Consider the following 16,407-nt stretch of genomic DNA (forward strand, 5'->3'; position numbering starts at 1 on the left):
GTCGGTCCGCGGCGGGGTCAGGCCGCCGTACGGGCGCGCTTGGCCGCGATCCGCTCGTCCAGGAAGGACTCCCAGCGCTCGGTGACCAGGGACAGGTCGTAACGGGCGGCCGACTTCAGCGCCTCCTCGCCCATCCGCTTGCGCTCCTCCCGGTCGCGGACCAGCCGCAGCAGCGACTGGGCGAGGGCGTCCACGTCCTGGTGCGGCACCAGCAGACCGTCACGCTCATGGGTGATGATCTCGCGCGGACCGTGCGGGCAGTCGAAGCTGACCGCCGGCACCCCCACCGCGAAACCCTCGATGATGGTCATGCCGAACCCCTCGGCCTTGGAGCTGACGGCCAGGATCGACGCCTTGGCGAGCTCGCCGGTCAGGTCCTTGGTGCGGCCCATGATCATCACCTGGTTGTGCAGGCCCATCTTGGCGATCTTGGACTTGAGGGCGGACTCCTTGCCCCCGCCCCCGTAGATCCGCAGCCGCCACTCGGGGTGCTCGCGGGCGACGATCGCGAAGGCGTCGATCAGCTTGGGGTACTGCTTGATCGGGGTGAGCCGGCCGGCCGCCGCGATGATGGGGTTGTCCAGCGTGGAACGCGGGTACTCGCCCGGGGGCAGCGCGTTGGGCATCGTGGTGAGCCAGCCGGGGCTGACCGGGAGGAAGTCCTCGTAGGCGCGTTTGTCGGCCTCGGTGAGCACGGTCAGACCGTCGAGGCGGGGATAGAGCCGCTGGATCGCCCGGCGCACGTCCTCCTTGTGGTTGTCGAGGTGGACGTGCTCCTGGCCGATCGTGACCAGCCGGGGCGGCGCCCACCTGGCCAACAGCATGTTGACGCCCGGCCGGGTGCCGACGACGACGTCGGCGTCCGTGGTGCGCAGGAACTTGCGCAGTTCGTGGGAGGTGCGAGCGTTGAAGGCGCCGTTCTTCTCGGCCTCGGTCTTGGCCACCGTGGGGCAGGGGCGGGACTCCCGCCAACGGTCGATCAGCCCCTGACGCGGACGGTCGGTCCACCCGGGGGTGGGGGCCAGCGCCCGGATGGGAACCCCTTCGGGCAGGTCGAAGAAGGGGGTGGTGCGGTGCTGGACGAGGCTGACGATCTCGACCTCGTGGCGGGTGGACAGACCGCCCGCGATGTTGAACACGGTGCGGATGGTGCCGCCCATGCCGTACCCGTTGGCGATGATCAGGGCGATCTTCATCAGCGGTCTCCTTCCGAGGCCGTGCCGCCGTCCTTGGCCAGCAGGGAGAGGCCGTCGTAGATCGTGTAGTAGGGGCGGATCGCCACCTTGCGCTCCCCCTTGTCGAGCAGGGTCCGGGGAAACCTCACCCGGTTCTTCTTGCCGACCACGTCGTCGGCGTGCGAGGCCAGGCGCAGCTCGGCGTCCAGGGCGGGGACGGCCAGCCACAGATCCCACTCGTTGTGCTTGCGCGCGAAGTCGTGCGCCTCGACCAGGGGCTCCAGCGCCATCCGGACGTCGAAGGCCGCACCCTCCACCTCGGTGGGGATCTCGCTCACCCCCGACAGGCCCCGTTGCCGGGCGACCAGCCGGGCCTCGTGGCGTCCCTCGCCCAGCGCGGCGTAGGCGAGCACGCCGGCCAGGCGCACCTCGGTCGCCTCGACGTCGACCCACTGGACTTCGGCGTGCGGCTTCACCGCCGCGGCGCGCACCCGAAGCCGCCCGTCGGGAGATCGAAGGACCCGCAGGTCGCGCTCGCGCGGACGGGCGATGTAGGCCTCGCGCTCGGCGAGGCTGAACCCGGGATCGGAGGTCCGCACCGGGACCTCGGCGCCGTCCGGATCGATCCACAGCACCTCCCAGGTGCCGTCGCGCAGCTCGATCCCGCCCAGGTCGGCGCGGATCCGGCCGTTGTCGACCGGCAGTTCCCCGACCTCGACGGTCTCGGGCTCCTCCCCCAGCAGACGCAGCGCCAGGCGCGCGCGGCTGATGTCCGAAGGACGCCCGTCCGCCGCGCGAAGACGCAAGTCGAGCACGTCCTCCGGGTCGATCCGGTTCACCACTGTTTGCACTGTTCCCCCATGCCATGCCCATGGGCGCGCAGCGGACCGCGGTGTCACGGCCGGGCGCACCAAGGCGTCAAGTGGACTGGGCCGTGAGCGGGACGGTCCTCGAAAGGTCAGGGGCGGGCGTCGTCCCATTCGTCGGAACGGCCACGGTTCCCCTGGTGAGCACGCACCATACGACCACCCGGTTAAAGGGTAGTTAAGAAAAGGCGTCCCGTCACTCCAGGCGACGGGTACGACACCCCACCGCGCTCCCCTCCCGGACGCGTCCGGCGCGACTCGCCCGCGGCGCGCCGCAGACCGATCTTCGAGGTCAACGTTTGCGGGCGCGCACCAGCACGATACTGCCCCGCGTGTCGGGGGCGCGGCGGTCCCCCAGCGCGACCAGGGGGATGAGCGGCGCCGCGACGTTGAACCCGAACCGGCCACCTCGGGCCGACAGGGTCAGATACCCCCGCTCGGCGAGGGCGCCGCGGAACTGGTAGGTGTGTTCGCGCACGTCCAGGCCGCACTCGTCCAGGATGCGGGCGAGGCTGTCGTGGGTGTAGGTGCGCTGCACGTGGTAGCGCCGGCGGTGCGCCTCGAACAGCCCGGGCCACCGGTCACGGCGGGACAGGCAGTCGGCCGACATCACCAGCTCGCCGCCGGGCCGCAGCACCCTCGCCATCTCGCGCAACGCGGCCGGGCCGTCGTCGAAGTGCTCGATGGCGCAGATGGACATCACCTTGTCCACCGACTCGTCGCGCATCGGCAGCCGCAGCGCGTCCCCCTCGACGAGCGCGGGGGCCGATCGCAGCCGCCGGCCCCGCAGCATCTTGTGGCGGGCGAGGTCGAGGGACACGGCCCGGGCCCCGCGCCGCCGCGCCTGGGCCGCCCAGTAGCCGTCCCCTCCGGCCACGTCGAGCACGACCTGGCCCCGCAGGTCGCGACCGAGCCAGCGCAGCAGGGTCCCGGCCTCGCGGTAACGGCAGACGTGGATCTGGTGACCGGCGAAGGCCACGACATCAGGCAGGCGCACGGGACTCACTCTAGATCCCCCGGGCGATCGCCCCGGCCACGGCGCGAACGCCGCCGTGGGACGGGCTGGCGGCGGCGTGGGGAGCCGGACGGCCCTAGTCTGGCGTGGTGTTCAGCCGTCTGCGCGCCGACCGCAGGATCCGCGCCGCGATCGTCCTGGTCGTCCTGTGCTGCGCCGGTTACACGCTGTACGACCGCTGGGACCAGGCGCGCGCGGCGCTGGCCGTGCTCTCCCCGTGGGTGGTCGCCGGGTCGCTGGCGGCCGCGCTGGCCGGACTGGGGGCGCAGATGCTGGCCTGGCGCGCGCTGCTGGCCGATCTCGGCTCTCCACTGTCCGTGGGCGTCGCGGCGCGGGTGATGTTCGTGGGTCAGCTCGGCAAGTACCTGCCGGGGTCGGTGTGGGCCTTCGCCGCGCAGGTGGAACTCGCCCGCGACCACGAGGTGGGACGCCGGCGCGGCGCCTTCGCGACCCTGCTCGCCGTGGTGGTGACGTTGACGGTGAACCTGGTGGTGGCGGCGCTGACGCTGCCGTTCGCCGCCGAGGAGGCCGCCCGCCGCTGGTGGTGGGCGCTGGCCTGCGCCCCCCTCCTCCTCGTGGCGCTGCACCCGCGCGTGGTGACCTGGCTCCTGCGGGCCGTCCCCCGGTCGCTGCGTCGCGAGCCGGCCGCGCGGCGGGAGGAGGCGGAGCGGGTGAGCGGGGCCGGCATGGCGACCGCGGTGGGCTGGTCGCTGCTGGCCTGGCTGCCCCTGGGACTGCACGTCTGGCTGCTGGTGGACGGGGTGGGCGGCGCGGGCGTCTCGGCGTTTCCCGTGGCCACCGGCGCCTACGCGCTGGCGTGGACACTGGGGGTCGTCGTGGTCATCGCCCCGGCCGGGTTCGGGGTGCGCGAGGTCGTGCTCGTGGCCGCTTTGGCACCGGTGCTCGAACCGGGGCCCGCCCTGGTCGTGGCGGCGCTGTCACGGCTGGTGATGACGCTCACCGACCTGCTGTGGGCGGGGTTGGCCATGGCGGTGGCCCGTCCCGCCCCCCGCTGACCGGCCGCGCCGAGCCCGGTCGGCCGAGCAGCGCCGCCAGGTAACGCTCCCAGTAGGGGGCGGGTTCGACCGGCCGGACCCCCGAGCGCAACCGGGCGGGCTCGCCCGGCGCGTAGAACGCCCGCAGCGCGCGCGTCAGGTCGCCGACGTCGTCCGGGTCGCACAGCACCCCGTCCACGCCGTCGCGGACGTGGTCGGGCAGTGTCCCGGCGCGCGTGGCGATGACGGGGAGCCCGTGCTCGTGGGCCAGCCACACGTTCTGCGACGCCGTGGCCGTCCGGTAGGGCAGCACGAGGGCGTCGGCCGCGGCGAACAGGGCCGGCAGTTCCCCCACCGGGACGTAGCCCTCGCGGAACTCGACCCGGTCGGCGACCCCGAGGTCGGCGGCGAGCCGGCGCAACCCCTCCGAGCCGCCCCAGAACTCCCCCGCGACGGTCAGCGCGATGCCGGGCGGCCCCGCGGCCAGCGCCCGCAGCAGGACGTCCACCCCCTTGTAGGGCCGGACGATGCCGAGGAAGAGCAGACGGCCCCGCGCCCCGGTGTCGCCCTCCCCCGCGCCGTTCCCCCCACCACCTGTCCCGGGGAGGTGCGGCGGCAGGCCGGCCACGCGCACCTCGGCCCGCCTCCCCGCGAGATGGCGCGCCAGCCGGGCCTGTTCGGCGGAGTGGACCAGCACCGCGTCCACCCGGCGCAACAGCGCGCGGACCAGGGGGGCGTCCACACGTCCACGCTCGTGCGGCAGCACGTTGTGGCACAGCGCCACCGTCGCCGCCCTGTCGCCCACCCCGGCCAGGAGGACGAGGTAGGGCACGACCTGGACCGGTGAGAACAGGGTCACGACGACGAGGTCGGCGGCGCGCCCCGACCGCCGGCCGGTGGCCCACCAACCGTCCGGCCGGTACCAGGCGAGCCGGTGACGGGTGGCCGGATAGGGAACCCCCTCGGCCTCCTCGACCCGCTGCGCGCCCGGATACAACAGCGCCGGGTACTGGGCGTGCCAGGACTCCACGACGACCTCGTGGCCCGCGGCCGCGAGCCGGTGCGCCAGCTCCGTGGTATGGCGGGCGCCGCCTCCCTTGTAGGGGTGCGCGGGGCCGACCAGCACGATCCTCATGCGTTCCTCAGGTCCCGTTGCGCGAGCGCACGATCAGGTCGGCCAGGAGGGCCATCGAGGCGATCATCAACCCGGTCAACACCAGCATGATCGTGTTGTTGCGGATGTAGATCGGGTCGCTGACGACGTCGTAGACGCCCTTGGCCATCCCGATGCCGAGCAGCCACAGCGCGGGCGGCATCAACACCTTGAGCGGGTTGAAGTACATCACCATCCGCAGCACCTGGAGGATGTAGCGGTAGGCGTCGCGGACGAAGTGGAACTTGGAGTGGCCGGCGCGCTTGGCGTAGTCGATCGGCACGTAGTGCACACCGTGCTGGTTGGACAGGAAGGCCAGCGTGATCGTGGTGACGCAGGAGAACCCCGGCGGGAGGAGCCGCAGGTAGGGCAGTGACACCTCGCGGCGGAACGCGCGCAACCCGGAGTTGAGGTCGGGGATGCGGGTGTTGGTGAGGCGTTCGGCGATCTTGCGGATGAGCCACTTGGCGGGGATCCGCAGGAACCGGTGCGTCCCCATCTCCTGACTGCGCGCGCCGACCACCTGGTCGATGCCGGGGTCGGCGTCCAAGATCGCGACGAGTTCGGGGATGCGCTCGTTCGGATAGGTCATGTCGGCGTCGGTCCACACCACGATCTCCCCGCGGGCGCGCTGGGTGCCGATGCGCCGCACGGTGCCCGACCCCCCGTTGTGCCCGAAGGCGACGATCCGCATGTGGGGGAAGCGGGGTGCCGCCTCGCGCAGCCGCGCCAGCGTCGCGTCGGTCGAGGCGTCGTCGATCGCCAGGAGCTCATAGCCGTATCCGGCGCGGTCCATGGCCGCGCAGATCCGCTCGACCTCGGCGACCACGTGGTCCTGCTCGTTGTAGCAGGGGAGGACGATCGTGACACGGGGCGCGTCCGCGCCGGGGGGCCTGTGATGTTCTTGGGACAATTCGCTCACGGTGGGCTCCAGGATAGCGACGGGGCCGCCACCGCGGCACCGAGCGTGTTCACGGGAGGACGGCCAGCCACACGTTGCCGACGAACCGCCACGCCCCGTCCGGAGGACGCATGAGCGTGCTCATGTCCTGCTCGGTGTTGACGTTGAAGGGCTGTGTGGCCGGAACCCCGGGCGGGAGGTAGGGGACGACCTGCTCGGCCTCGCCTCCGGCGAGGACGGGGACGCGCTCCCGTTCCCGCACCTCGGCCGTGACCCGTTCGACCTCGGCGGGCGTGGGCTGTTCCAGGTGGGCGGTCGGGACCCCGCACATGCCGCGGATGAGCTGACCGAAGTTGCTCATGGTGCCGCCGTCGACCACGATGACGCTGCCGTCGTCGGGGATGTCCTCGCACAGGTCCCGCGCGGCCTGGATCGACCCGACGTCGGTCCGGTACCCCATGACGCCGGCGGCGGTGATCGTGGTGGGGACCAGCAGCGCGAACACGCCCAGCGCCGCCACCGGAGCCGTGTACCACGACGTCGTGCCCCCGGCCGGGGAGGCCCCGCGCAACCGGCGCACCGCCCAGGCGGCGAACCAGACCGCGAAGAGCACGAACGCCGGGATGACCAGCACCACCAGCCGCCGCGCGGCCCACGGGTGGTCGGGGGTGATCGCGGGGCGCAGGAGCGTGGTGACGACCGACCAGGACAGGACCATCAACGGCAGCACCCAGGCGCCCGCGCGCCGGCGCAGGATCCGGTTCAGCAGCAGCGCCACACCGGCCGTCGCCATCGCCACCGCCCCCAGGCCGACGTACCAGCCGACCCAGTACAGGCTCATCTCCTCGTAGGTGCGGTCGGGATCGATGGGCAGCCCCTCGATCTGCTGGACCTGACCGATGTAGTAGCCGGTCGCGGCGTCGCCGTGGCCGTACTCCACCCGGATGAGCGGCCGTAGCGCGAATCCCGCCATGATCAGCACCGAGACCGCGGCGACCGCCGTGGGCAGCCAGGCCGGGCGGTCCGTCCGCGGTATCCCGTGGCGCCACAGGATCGCGGTCGCGGCCGCGGTGAGCGCCACGACGCCCGCGCCGAGGGCGAGCAGCGGGTGCAACGAGTCCGACAGGTAGTCCAGGTAGGGCCGTGACAGCCCGTATCCGGCGGTGAAACCGTAGCCGAGCCCGAGGAGCAGGCCCACCAGCATCGGGACGGCCTGCCCCCGTCGGGCGACCAACAGCAGCCCGAGGAAGCCGACCACCGGGAGGATGTCGCGCAGCGCGTCGATGCGCACCACCAGCCCCAGCCCGAAGGCCAGGCCCGCGGCGAAGGCGAGCGCGTGGGGAGCCCCCGGACGGCCACGCGCGGGCACCCGCCACGCCAGCGCGTCGACGGCCAGCAGAAGTGCGCCGATGAGCAGGATCTGCGCGGCCGGTTCGCTGTAGGTGGAGCGGGAGACCCACTGCTGCGGCAGGCTGATCGCGAGCACCAGCGCGGCGAGGGGCGCCCAGCGCGCGCCGATCAGCCGCGCGGCCAGCCCCGCGAAGGACAGGATGCCCAGCGCGCCGAGGATCGGCGGGACCAGGACCATCCCCTCCACTCCGGCGATCCAGTAGCCGATGGACAGCAGGAGCGGTGTCCCGGCGAGGAACTGGGGCCAGATGACGTCGCCCACCTCGTAGTAGGCGAGGCTGTCGTAGGAGAGGGCGGGGTCGTCCCCGGCGATGAGCTCCTCGTGCTGGGGGATCGGCAGGGAGCCGTGCTGGGCGATCCAGATCGTGAACTGGGCGTAGGAGGCGGGATCGCGCCGGATGACGAGCTGTTCGGAGTGGTAGGCGAGCTGCACGACCGCGAAGGCCACGCTGACCACGAGCACCGCGACGACCGGCCACCAGGGGGCGTCCTCGATGTCGGGCAGCAGGCGCGGGACGAACAGCACCGCCGCGAGGACCGCCGGAACGCCGAGGAGGACCCCCGCCAGCGGTGTGAACGTCCCGACGAGCAGGAGCGGGAACGCGACGATCAGCCATGCCGAGAGCGCGAGGACGGGGACTGCGGTGACGCGGGCGAGGACGCGTCCGGGGGTCGTGCCCATGGGGGTAACGATGCCAGCTCTACGTGTATGCGCAACGTGAAGCGGAGTGAGGCGGGTACGGCCGGTGACGTTCGCGGGGCGTTCCCCGGTCCCGCGGCGTGGACCGGCGAGTAACATGTCGAAGTCCTCGACTCCGACCGACCCGTGAGGAAACAGCCGTGTCAGCGCGAACCCCTGTGGACCTGTGGCATTCCTCCCTGGCCGTGGACCCGGCGCGGCCGTTCGTCACCGCCTACGATGACGCGACCGGTGGTCGGGTGGAGCTGTCCCACGCGACGTTCGACAACTGGGTGGCCAAGACCGCCAACCTGATCGTCGACGGGCTCGGCGCGCAGCCGGGCGAGCGGGTCGTGCTGGCCCTTCCCGCCCACTGGCAGAGCCTGGTGTGGTTGCTCGCCTGCTGGTCCGCCGGGGTGACGGCGGTGGCCGCGGACGGCGCGGTCCTGCCGGAGGGCGAGGTCGTGGTCGCCGACGCCGACCGGTTGACGGCGGCCCTGGACTCCGGCGCGCGTGAGGTCGTGGGCGCCTCGCTGCACCCGCTCGGCCTCCCCCTCGCGCAGTGCCCTGCCGCCGTGGTCGACTACGGGGTCGAGGTCCGGGGCCACGGGGATCGCTTCGTCGCGCCGGCGCCGGTGGATCCCTCGGCGGTCGCCTTCGAGGGCGACCGTGCCTACACCGGCGCGGAGCTCGTGGAGGTGGCCGAGCGGCACGCCGTGGAATGGGGGCTGTCGGCCGCCGACAGAGTGGCGCTCGTCACTCCCCCCGCCGGCTCGCTCGGCGTTCTGGGACATGACCTGTCCCGTTTCCTGGGAGTGATCGGGGGTTCCGCGGCGCTGATTCTGACCTCTGATATCGATTCGGCTACCCTGCAAGCACGGCTTGCCATGGAGCGCGCTACGGCCATCACCGGCGCTCGGCCCGCCCCCTCCTCCCCCATGGGCGCCCTCAAGTCGTTGAACTGACGCCTATCCCTTTGGTGCGCGATGCCCAGAAACCGTTCCTCCTCGCGTAGGGCCACCAGGGCCCGCGGCGCCGTGCGCCGCAGGCTGACCTCTGGCGGCTGGGTGGCCGTGGCCACCACGGCCATGGTGATCGGCAGCAGCCTGACCGCTTACGGCGCCTACTACGACATCTACGGCAACATCAGCCAGGAGAACATCGACACCGATGCCTTCGGGGATCGCCCCACCAAGGTCGATGGCGCCGTGAACATCATGGTCATCGGCTCCGATGTGCGCACGGGCGACAACGCCAACTACGGCACGGCCGAAGGCGAACGCCCCGACACCCTCGTCATCGCCCACCTGTCGCCCGAGCGCAACGGGGCGACGCTGGTCAACCTCCCCCGCGACTCGCTCGTCGCGCTGCCGGATTGCCCCGCCACCGAGACCAAGCCCGGCCAGTCGGCCCACACCGGCATGATCGGCGAGGCGATGAACAACGGCGGCGTCCAGTGTCTGTGGAAGACGGTGGAGCAGCTCACCGGGGTGCACATCGACCACTTCGTCAGCGTCGACTTCACCGGCTTCAAGGGCATGGTCGACTCCCTCGGCGGCGTCGACATGTGCATCCCCACCGACCTCAAAGACGAGAAAGCCAAACTCGACCTCAAGGCCGGCCAGCAGACCCTCAACGGCGAACAATCCCTCGCCTACGTCCGCTCCCGCTACGCCCAAGGCGACGGCAGCGACCTCGGCCGCATCGAACGCCAACAAGAATTCATGGGCGCCATGCTGCGCAAGGTCACCAGCGGCGACATCCTCTCCAGCCCCACCACCCTCTACGACTTCCTCGGCTCCGTCACCAATTCCATCACCACCGACGACGGGTTGACCGTGGACACCATGGCCGACATCGCCATCGCCATGCGTGAGGCCGACATGAGCAACATCCGCTTCATCACGGTGCCCAACGGCCCGGCGCCGCAGGACCCGAACCGGATCGCCTGGACCGAGCCGGACGCCTCCCAGCTCTTCCAGGCCATCGCCGAGGACGCCGACCTGTCCGGTGGCGAGGAGGAGTCCTCCGGCGGTTCCGCCAAGAAGGAGGAGGAGCCCGAGGAGTCCGCTCCCGCCGTCGAGCCGTCGCAGGTGGCGGTCGAGGTCGTCAACGGCACCGGGGTGTCCGGCCTGGCCAGCGAGGTCGCCACCGCGTTGGGCGCGGAGGGCTTCCAGGTGGTCGGGACCGGCAACCCGATGGACGCCGTGCCGGAGCAGACCACGGTCTACTACGGGACCGGTCAGGAGGCCCACGCCCAGACCCTCGCCGACGCCCTGCAGACCGCCACCATCACGGAGAACCCGGCGCTCGGCACGACCGTGCAGCTCGTGCTGGCCGGCGACTGGAACGGCGTGAAGGGCGCGAGCTCCGGGGAGCTGCCCGAGTCGGCGAAGGGGACGACCGCGGAGAAGCCGGCCAACGCCTGCGGTTGATCCTCCCGCCATTCCCCCTCTTAACGACAAAGACCCCGAACCGGTACGGTTCGGGGTCTTTGTCATCAAAATACGTACAAGGATCCTCCCCGTGGGCTAGGGTCACTCATGGCTGTTACGGACAACCCCACGGGACTTTTAGGGTCATCCGAACTCCCCCGGCTCGGGTCTCCACGGCCATCCCCTCCACTGACCGTTGGGTTTCCCATGTCCAGAAAACGTTCCCCCGCCCGGGCGTCCAGACGGCGTAGCGTCGGCCGTTCCCTCACCTCTGGCGGCTGGGTGGCCGTGGCCACCACGGCCATGGTGATCGGCGGCAGCCTGACCGCTTACGGCGCCTACTACGACATCTACGGCAACATCAGCCAGGAGAACATCGACCGCGACGCGCTCGGCGACAGCCCGGCCAAGGTCGAGGGCGTGGTCAACATCATGGTCATCGGCTCCGATGTGCGCACGGGCGACAACGCCAACTACGGCACGGCCGAAGGCGAACGCCCCGACACCCTCGTCATCGCCCACCTGTCCCCTTCACGGGGAAGCGCCACACTGGTCAACCTTCCCCGCGACTCACTCGTGGACCTGCCGGATTGCCCCGCCACCGAGACCAAGCCCGGCCAGGCCGCGCATCGGGCGATGATCGGCGAGGCGATGAACAACGGCGGCGTCCAATGCCTGTGGAAGACCGTTCAGGAACTCACCGGCGTGCACATCGACCACTTCGTCAGCGTCGACTTCACCGGCTTCAAGGGCATGGTCGACTCCCTCGGCGGCGTCGACATGTGCATCCCCACCGACCTCAAAGACGAGAAAGCCAAACTCGACCTCAAGGCCGGCCAGCAGACCCTCAACGGCGAACAATCCCTCGCCTACGTCCGCTCCCGCTACGCCCAAGGCGACGGCAGCGACCTCGGCCGCATCGAACGCCAACAAGAATTCATGGGCGCCATGCTGCGCAAGGTCACCAGCGGCGACACCCTGTCCAGCCCCACCACCCTCTACGACTTCCTCGGCTCCGTCACCGAATCCATCACCACCGACGACGAGTTCACGGTGGACAGCATGGCCGACATCGCCATCACCATGCGCGAGGTCGATCTGGGCAACATCAAGTTCGTCACCGTGCCCAACGGGCAGGCCCCCGACGATCCCAACCGCATCGCCTGGCGTGAGCCGGACGCCTCCCAGCTCTTCCAGGCCATCGCGAGCGACACCGGGTTGGACACCGACGCGCCCGAGAAGGACGAGGAGGAGAAGGAAGAGGAGCCGGAACCCGCCGAAGCGGACGTCGCCCCCGCCGCTCCCGCCGAGGTCTCCGTCACGGTCCACAACGGGACCGACGTCTCCGGCCTGGCCGCCGAGATCGCCGCCACGTTGCAGGCCGAGGGGTTCGTCATCGCCGGGACCGGCAACCCCGAGGGCGCACCGCCCGAGCGGACCACGGTCTATCACGACACCGGTCTGCGATCCCACGCCCAGGCCGTCGCCGAGGCCCTGCCCGACGCCACGGTCGAAGAGCTCCCGGGGATCGGCACGACCGTGCGACTCGTCCTCGCCGGCGACCAGCACGGCCCCGGGGGCGAGGACACCGCGGCGCTGCCCTCCTCGGTCGAGGCGGTCGACGCCACCGCGAAGCAGAACGCCTGCGGATGACGGACGGGGCCGGCGACGCGCGGAACGCGTCGCCGGCCCCGGACCCGGGCTACTGCGCGGTGAGCGGCGCGAAACGGTCCAGGTCCAGTGGCCGGGGCACGGTCCCGGACACGATGAGGTCGGTCCACATCGCGCAGACCCGGCGCAGCGCGTAGTTCTCGGAGATCTCGGCCTGCGCCGCCCTGCGCGCGGCGTCGAAGCGCCCCTCCGACACGATGGCGTGGATCGCGTCGGCCATCGCCGAGGTGTCCTGGTGCACCCAGCGCTTCGAGTAGATCGTGTCGGCCCCGGGCCAGGCGAGCACCGACGGCACTCCCCCCGAGGCCGCGCACTCGGCCGGCGCCAGGTGGAAACTCTCGTCGTCACTGGTGGACAGCATGAACCCGACACGGCGCAGCCACACCGCCACGTCCGGGCCGAACGGGTCGAAGACCACGCCCTCGGAGAGCCGTTCCGAGCGCTGGATGCGCCGGTAGGTCCGCTCGTAGTAGTCCCGCTCCTCCGTGCGGTTCCAGATCCACCAGTAGTCCCAGGGCTGCTTGGTCTTGACCGCGAGGGTGTAACGCGGGTCCCTGCGGCGCAGCTCGTCGAGTACGTCCAGGCCGCGGTCCAGCCGCTTGCGTGACGGCGCGATGCCGATCATGCCCAGCGTGTACTCGGCTCCCGGCAGCTTGGGCCGGTCGAGCTGCTCGACGTCCACCCAGTTGGGCAGGACGATCACCTTGTCGGCGGGCCACCCGGCGCGTTCCCTGGTGAGGTCGGCGTAGTAGGGGCTCACGCAGATGATGGCGTCGACCTTGTCGATGTCGAGCTTGCGCGGCCACTCCGCGTACAACTCGAACCGGTGCAGGCGGACGAGCAGCCGCTGCCCGGGGCGCTTGTGCTCGGCGTAGAACAGCGCGTTGGGACCGCACCACTCGCAGATGACCACGTCGGCCCAGGCCGCCAGCTCCTTGCTGCGGTACTGGTCGTGGGCGCGCAGCGACTCCCACTCGTCCATGCGGACCTCCAGCCCGGGCAGGGAGGTCAGGTGGTCGGCCAGACGGGTGAAGAACTTCAGGTCGTGGCCCGCGACGACGACCTTCAGGGGGCGGGCCGGATCGGTTCCGGCCGGCGCCTGCGGGAAGGCCAGGTCCAGGTAGCCGCGCAGCCGCTCGGCGGCGCGCTCCAGCGTGAAGCGGGCCGACGCCTGGGCGCAGCGCCGCGCGGCGAAGCGGTAGACCTCGGGGTCGGCGGCCAGGGCGATCGCGTCGGCCGCGGAGTCGAGGTCCTCCCCCGCGTAGAGCGGGTAGTCGGCGCCGAGCAGCTCCTCGTGCATCGGCGTGCGGTTGAGCACGACCGGGAGGCCGAGCCCGCCGAGCTCCAGCACCTTCGTGGACAGCTCCAGGCTCGCGTCCATCTCCGGGTCCCGCCAGGACAGCCCGACATCGCACCCCGCGGACAGGCTCAGCGCCTCGGCCCGCGGACGCCCCCCGTGCCAGGTCACCCCGGGGGTGTCCTCCAGGGCCTTGGCCATCCGCTTGGCCCAGTCCGGGGAGTCGCGGTGGATCTTGTCGCCGATCATGTGGAGCTCGGCCGCGACGCCGCGCTGCTCCAGCGCGCTCGGCAGCTCCGTCATCTCCAGGGTGTTCCAGCGGGGCGCGAACTTGCCGGTGTAGACGAGTTTGAGGGGGGTGTGCGGCTCTCCCGCACCGGCGACCCCCTCCGGCAGGACCACGACGGGCGGGAACAGCACGCTCTTGCCGCAGGCGGCCGGGACCGCCGACTCCAGGAAGCCGCGCAGCTCCTCGGTCTGGCAGAGCAGGAAGCGCGAGGCGACGGCGATGTCGGTGAGCTCGGCGACGGCCGTGGAGGTGAGGTCGGCCACCGTCTGGGGGACGTCGGTGAGGTAGGTCCACAGCCGGCCGGCCAGCGCCTCGGTGTGCGCCGCGATGGCGGCCAGCCTGCGACCGCGCACGACGACGAGGTCGAAGCGGCGTTCGGCGTCGAGCCTGGTGATGAGGGAGACCGCCTGCTCCGGCGTGAGACCGCGCGGCCCGAGGTCGGCGAGGAGGCGCTCCTCGTAGGGGCGGCGCAGGGTCACGCCGGGCACCTCGGTGAGCGGCGCCACCAGGCGGTCCGTCTTCACCTGGGCCTTCAGCAGCAGGGTGACCTCGCACCCGGCGGCCGCCAGGGCCTGGGTCATCGACTGCGCCCAGATCGCCGAGCCGTCAATGATGTTGAGGTCGACGTCGCCGTAGACGAGTGCGCGAATGGTCACGTGTTTCCCTTCGAGAACCTGTCCGCCGGGCGCGTCCGGCGGACTGGGGTGCTTGCCTTGAGCTTGCCGTCGCGGGGCCGGCCGGCGCGCCGGCGTCCCGGGACGGCTCGCGACGTGGTCAGTCCGCGCCGCCGGAGGACCGACCGGACAGCGGCCCCAACGCGAGCAGCCGGGCGCCGTGCCGGTTCCACACCCCGGGGTGCAGGGCGCGGACGAGGAGTCCGCGGCGGGCGAGTTCCGGCTGGATCGCGCCGACGAACACGTAGTCGCGGTCGGCACCGGCCCAGTCGACCGCGTCGGCGTCGGCGGGCGTCCTCTCACCGGGCGTCCCCCAGGCCGCGGCGACGGGGCCGACCGCGTCGGCCCCCGAGCACTCGGCCGCGCACACGGCGTCGGCGAGGAACGCCGCGCCGCGCGGTTCCCGCCACAGCGCCACCCACGGGGTGTCCGCGGCCTCGGCCAGGCGCGCCCAGGCCGCGGGGGACGCGGAATCGGTGCCGACCCCGGGGACGGTGCGCACCGGAAGGCCGTGCGCCCGCAGCCGCTCCACACCGGTCAGGTGCGCGGACTCCTCGGGGACGACGACCTCGGCGGGAGGCCACTCCTGTTTGAGGGCGTCCTCCGCGAGGGCCAGCGAGGTGCCGTCGTCGGCGGGCAGCGCCAGCAGCGTGACGCGCCGTTCCCGCAGGGGCAGGTCCGACCCTCCCGAACCGGGGGCGAGTGTCACCTGACCGAAGATCTCGGCGAGCCGCACCGGCGTGGCGGCCGACAGGTACAGCCGGCGCAGCGCGAGACGCAGCTCCTCGGCCCCGAGCGGGCCGGCCTCGCGCACCTGGGCGATGCCCATGGCGATCCCCTCGGCGCCCGGGCCGCGCGGACCGGGGTCGACCACGTGCGCCCCGTCGTCGAGCCCGCCCCGCCCGGTGGGGGAGGGGGCCAGGAGCAGGACCCGCGTCCCGCAGGCCAACGCGCGCTCGGCGAGTGACGGGTCGGTGACGACCGCCGCGTCGCTCCCGCGCAGCACGTCGGGCAGCCCGCTCCAGTGCGGCTGGGCGCTGCGCAGTCCCGCGCCGGTGAGCGCCTCCAGGGCCGCGGCGGTCCGGCCGCGCTCGGGCGTCGCCGCGGGGACGTGGACGGGAACCGGGTCGCGGTCGGGCTCGACGGCGACCGGGTTGAAGCGGTGCAGGGGGACGCCGAGATCCCCCTCGTGGACGTGGTCGAACCCCAACCAGGCCAGGGCCGGCGGAGCGGGAGCGTCGGCGACCAGGATCGAGGGGACCCCGCGGGCCGCGGCCGCCTCGACGACCCAGCGCAGCGCGCGGGTGCGGTCGGAGGCGGCCGGATCGCCGGCGTGCGCCCACGCCGTACCCGGCGCGGTGGCCGACGCGGTCACCAGGACCGCGTCGACGTCGACGGAGTCGAACACGGCCTGGGCGTCGTACGGACGCAACGGCACGACCCGGATGTAGGGGTCGACCGCGGCGCGGGCCTCGGGGGAGAGCACCCCCGCGACGACGAGACGGCCGTCGAGCGGCCCGACCGTGCCGGCCAGCAGCCGCGACTCCTGGCGCTCGGCCTCGTAGGAGCGCACCGGCTGGGCGGGACGCCGTCGTCCCGCGGCCTGTCTGGTGCGCGTGCTGCCGCGCCACAGCCGGTACAGGTCACGCGGCAGCCGGACGAGACCACGGGCCGGCCGCTTCGCCGCGGCCGTCAGGGCCCGGCCCACCTGAAGCGAGGTGGACCCCTCCAGGGCCGCCAGGCGCGCTTGGGCCTCGTGGAGCTGGGCCTCCCGTTCGGTGAGCGCTCGGCGGAGTTGTTCGGTCTGGCTCTGTTCACGCCGCTTCATCGGCGGTCCTCCTGCGCGA

At 72.3% G+C, this 16,407-nt stretch carries 12 protein-coding genes; 4 read left to right on the plus strand and 8 right to left on the minus strand.

Translation table 11 applies throughout. The features are described 5' to 3' along the window. Positions 1–17: 17 nt before the first annotated feature. The 3 genes from ACYVHU_RS10215 to ACYVHU_RS10225 all read right to left on the minus strand — a co-directional run bounded on the left by ACYVHU_RS10215 (position 18) and on the right by ACYVHU_RS10225 (position 3,038). The gene (locus ACYVHU_RS10215; RefSeq protein ID WP_078761626.1) at positions 18–1,196 is read right to left on the minus strand and encodes a glycosyltransferase family 4 protein; all 1,179 of its coding nucleotides are present in this window, start codon (positions 1,194–1,196) and stop codon (positions 18–20) included. Beyond that, the gene (locus ACYVHU_RS10220) at positions 1,196–2,026 is read right to left on the minus strand and encodes a hypothetical protein (protein WP_235000925.1); all 831 of its coding nucleotides are present in this window, start codon (positions 2,024–2,026) and stop codon (positions 1,196–1,198) included. Before ACYVHU_RS10220 ends, ACYVHU_RS10215 begins: the two co-directional genes overlap by 1 nt. A 307-nt stretch (positions 2,027–2,333) precedes the next feature. Beyond that, positions 2,334–3,038 (minus strand): class I SAM-dependent methyltransferase, encoded by a 705-nt coding sequence (locus ACYVHU_RS10225; protein ID WP_144390081.1) that lies wholly within the window; start codon positions 3,036–3,038, stop codon positions 2,334–2,336. Positions 3,039–3,145: 107 nt separating this feature from the next. Here ACYVHU_RS10225 and ACYVHU_RS10230 point away from each other — a divergent pair, with 107 nt between their 5' ends. Further along, positions 3,146–4,072: a lysylphosphatidylglycerol synthase domain-containing protein gene (locus tag ACYVHU_RS10230; RefSeq protein WP_200813612.1), complete on the plus strand. Its 927-nt coding sequence runs from the start codon at positions 3,146–3,148 to the stop codon at positions 4,070–4,072. Here ACYVHU_RS10230 and ACYVHU_RS10235 read toward each other — a convergent pair. Genes ACYVHU_RS10235 through ACYVHU_RS10245 form a run of 3 tightly spaced genes read right to left on the minus strand, consistent with a single transcriptional unit; the run spans position 4,014 to position 8,197 of the window. After that, positions 4,014–5,186, minus strand: a complete 1,173-nt coding sequence (locus tag ACYVHU_RS10235; RefSeq protein WP_078761628.1) for a glycosyltransferase family 4 protein — start codon at positions 5,184–5,186, stop codon at positions 4,014–4,016. The two genes, ACYVHU_RS10230 and ACYVHU_RS10235, sit on opposite strands and share 59 nt — an antisense overlap. A 7-nt stretch (positions 5,187–5,193) precedes the next feature. Continuing rightward, positions 5,194–6,126 carry a glycosyltransferase family 2 protein gene (locus tag ACYVHU_RS10240; protein WP_078761629.1) on the minus strand — a complete coding sequence of 311 codons (933 nt, stop codon included), beginning with the start codon at positions 6,124–6,126 and terminating at the stop codon, positions 5,194–5,196. Between the two features lie 49 nt (positions 6,127–6,175). Then, entirely contained in the window at positions 6,176–8,197 is a 2,022-nt protein-coding gene (locus tag ACYVHU_RS10245) for a hypothetical protein (RefSeq protein WP_078761630.1), read from the minus strand. Between the two features lie 158 nt (positions 8,198–8,355). Between ACYVHU_RS10245 and ACYVHU_RS10250 the strand changes: the two genes are divergently transcribed. The 3 genes from ACYVHU_RS10250 (at position 8,356) to ACYVHU_RS10260 (ending at position 12,282) form a co-directional block, all read left to right on the plus strand. Next, entirely contained in the window at positions 8,356–9,159 is an 804-nt protein-coding gene (locus ACYVHU_RS10250; protein WP_078761631.1) for a TIGR03089 family protein, read from the plus strand. A gap of 21 nt (positions 9,160–9,180) precedes the next feature. Further along, positions 9,181–10,629, plus strand: a complete 1,449-nt coding sequence (locus tag ACYVHU_RS10255; protein ID WP_078761632.1) for an LCP family protein — start codon at positions 9,181–9,183, stop codon at positions 10,627–10,629. Between the two features lie 207 nt (positions 10,630–10,836). Continuing rightward, positions 10,837–12,282, plus strand: coding sequence for an LCP family protein (locus ACYVHU_RS10260; RefSeq protein WP_498948195.1), 1,446 nt, complete (start codon positions 10,837–10,839; stop codon positions 12,280–12,282). A gap of 49 nt (positions 12,283–12,331) precedes the next feature. On the opposite strand, the gene ACYVHU_RS10265 is transcribed toward ACYVHU_RS10260, so the two are convergent. Together ACYVHU_RS10265 and ACYVHU_RS10270 are read right to left on the minus strand one after the other, a co-directional pair. After that, complete coding sequence (locus ACYVHU_RS10265; RefSeq protein WP_078761727.1) at positions 12,332–14,467, minus strand: glycosyltransferase; 2,136 nt, start codon at positions 14,465–14,467, stop codon at positions 12,332–12,334. Positions 14,468–14,660: 193 nt separating this feature from the next. Further along, positions 14,661–16,388 (minus strand): hypothetical protein, encoded by a 1,728-nt coding sequence (locus tag ACYVHU_RS10270; RefSeq protein ID WP_498948196.1) that lies wholly within the window; start codon positions 16,386–16,388, stop codon positions 14,661–14,663. Positions 16,389–16,407 lie beyond the last annotated feature (19 nt).

Source organism: Marinactinospora endophytica (assembly GCF_054780875.1).

Coding starts and splice junctions, on each gene's coding strand:
- ACYVHU_RS10235 (WP_078761628.1), bottom strand. CDS start 5,186: ATGAGGATCGTGCTGGTCGGCCCCGCGCACCCCTACAAGGGAGGCGGC.
- ACYVHU_RS10255 (WP_078761632.1), top strand. CDS start 9,181: ATGCCCAGAAACCGTTCCTCCTCGCGTAGGGCCACCAGGGCCCGCGGC.
- ACYVHU_RS10270 (WP_498948196.1), bottom strand. CDS start 16,388: ATGAAGCGGCGTGAACAGAGCCAGACCGAACAACTCCGCCGAGCGCTC.
- ACYVHU_RS10265 (WP_078761727.1), bottom strand. CDS start 14,467: ATGACCCAGGCCCTGGCGGCCGCCGGGTGCGAGGTCACCCTGCTGCTG.
- ACYVHU_RS10245 (WP_078761630.1), bottom strand. CDS start 8,197: ATGGGCACGACCCCCGGACGCGTCCTCGCCCGCGTCACCGCAGTCCCC.
- ACYVHU_RS10215 (WP_078761626.1), bottom strand. CDS start 1,196: ATGAAGATCGCCCTGATCATCGCCAACGGGTACGGCATGGGCGGCACC.
- ACYVHU_RS10260 (WP_498948195.1), top strand. CDS start 10,837: ATGTCCAGAAAACGTTCCCCCGCCCGGGCGTCCAGACGGCGTAGCGTC.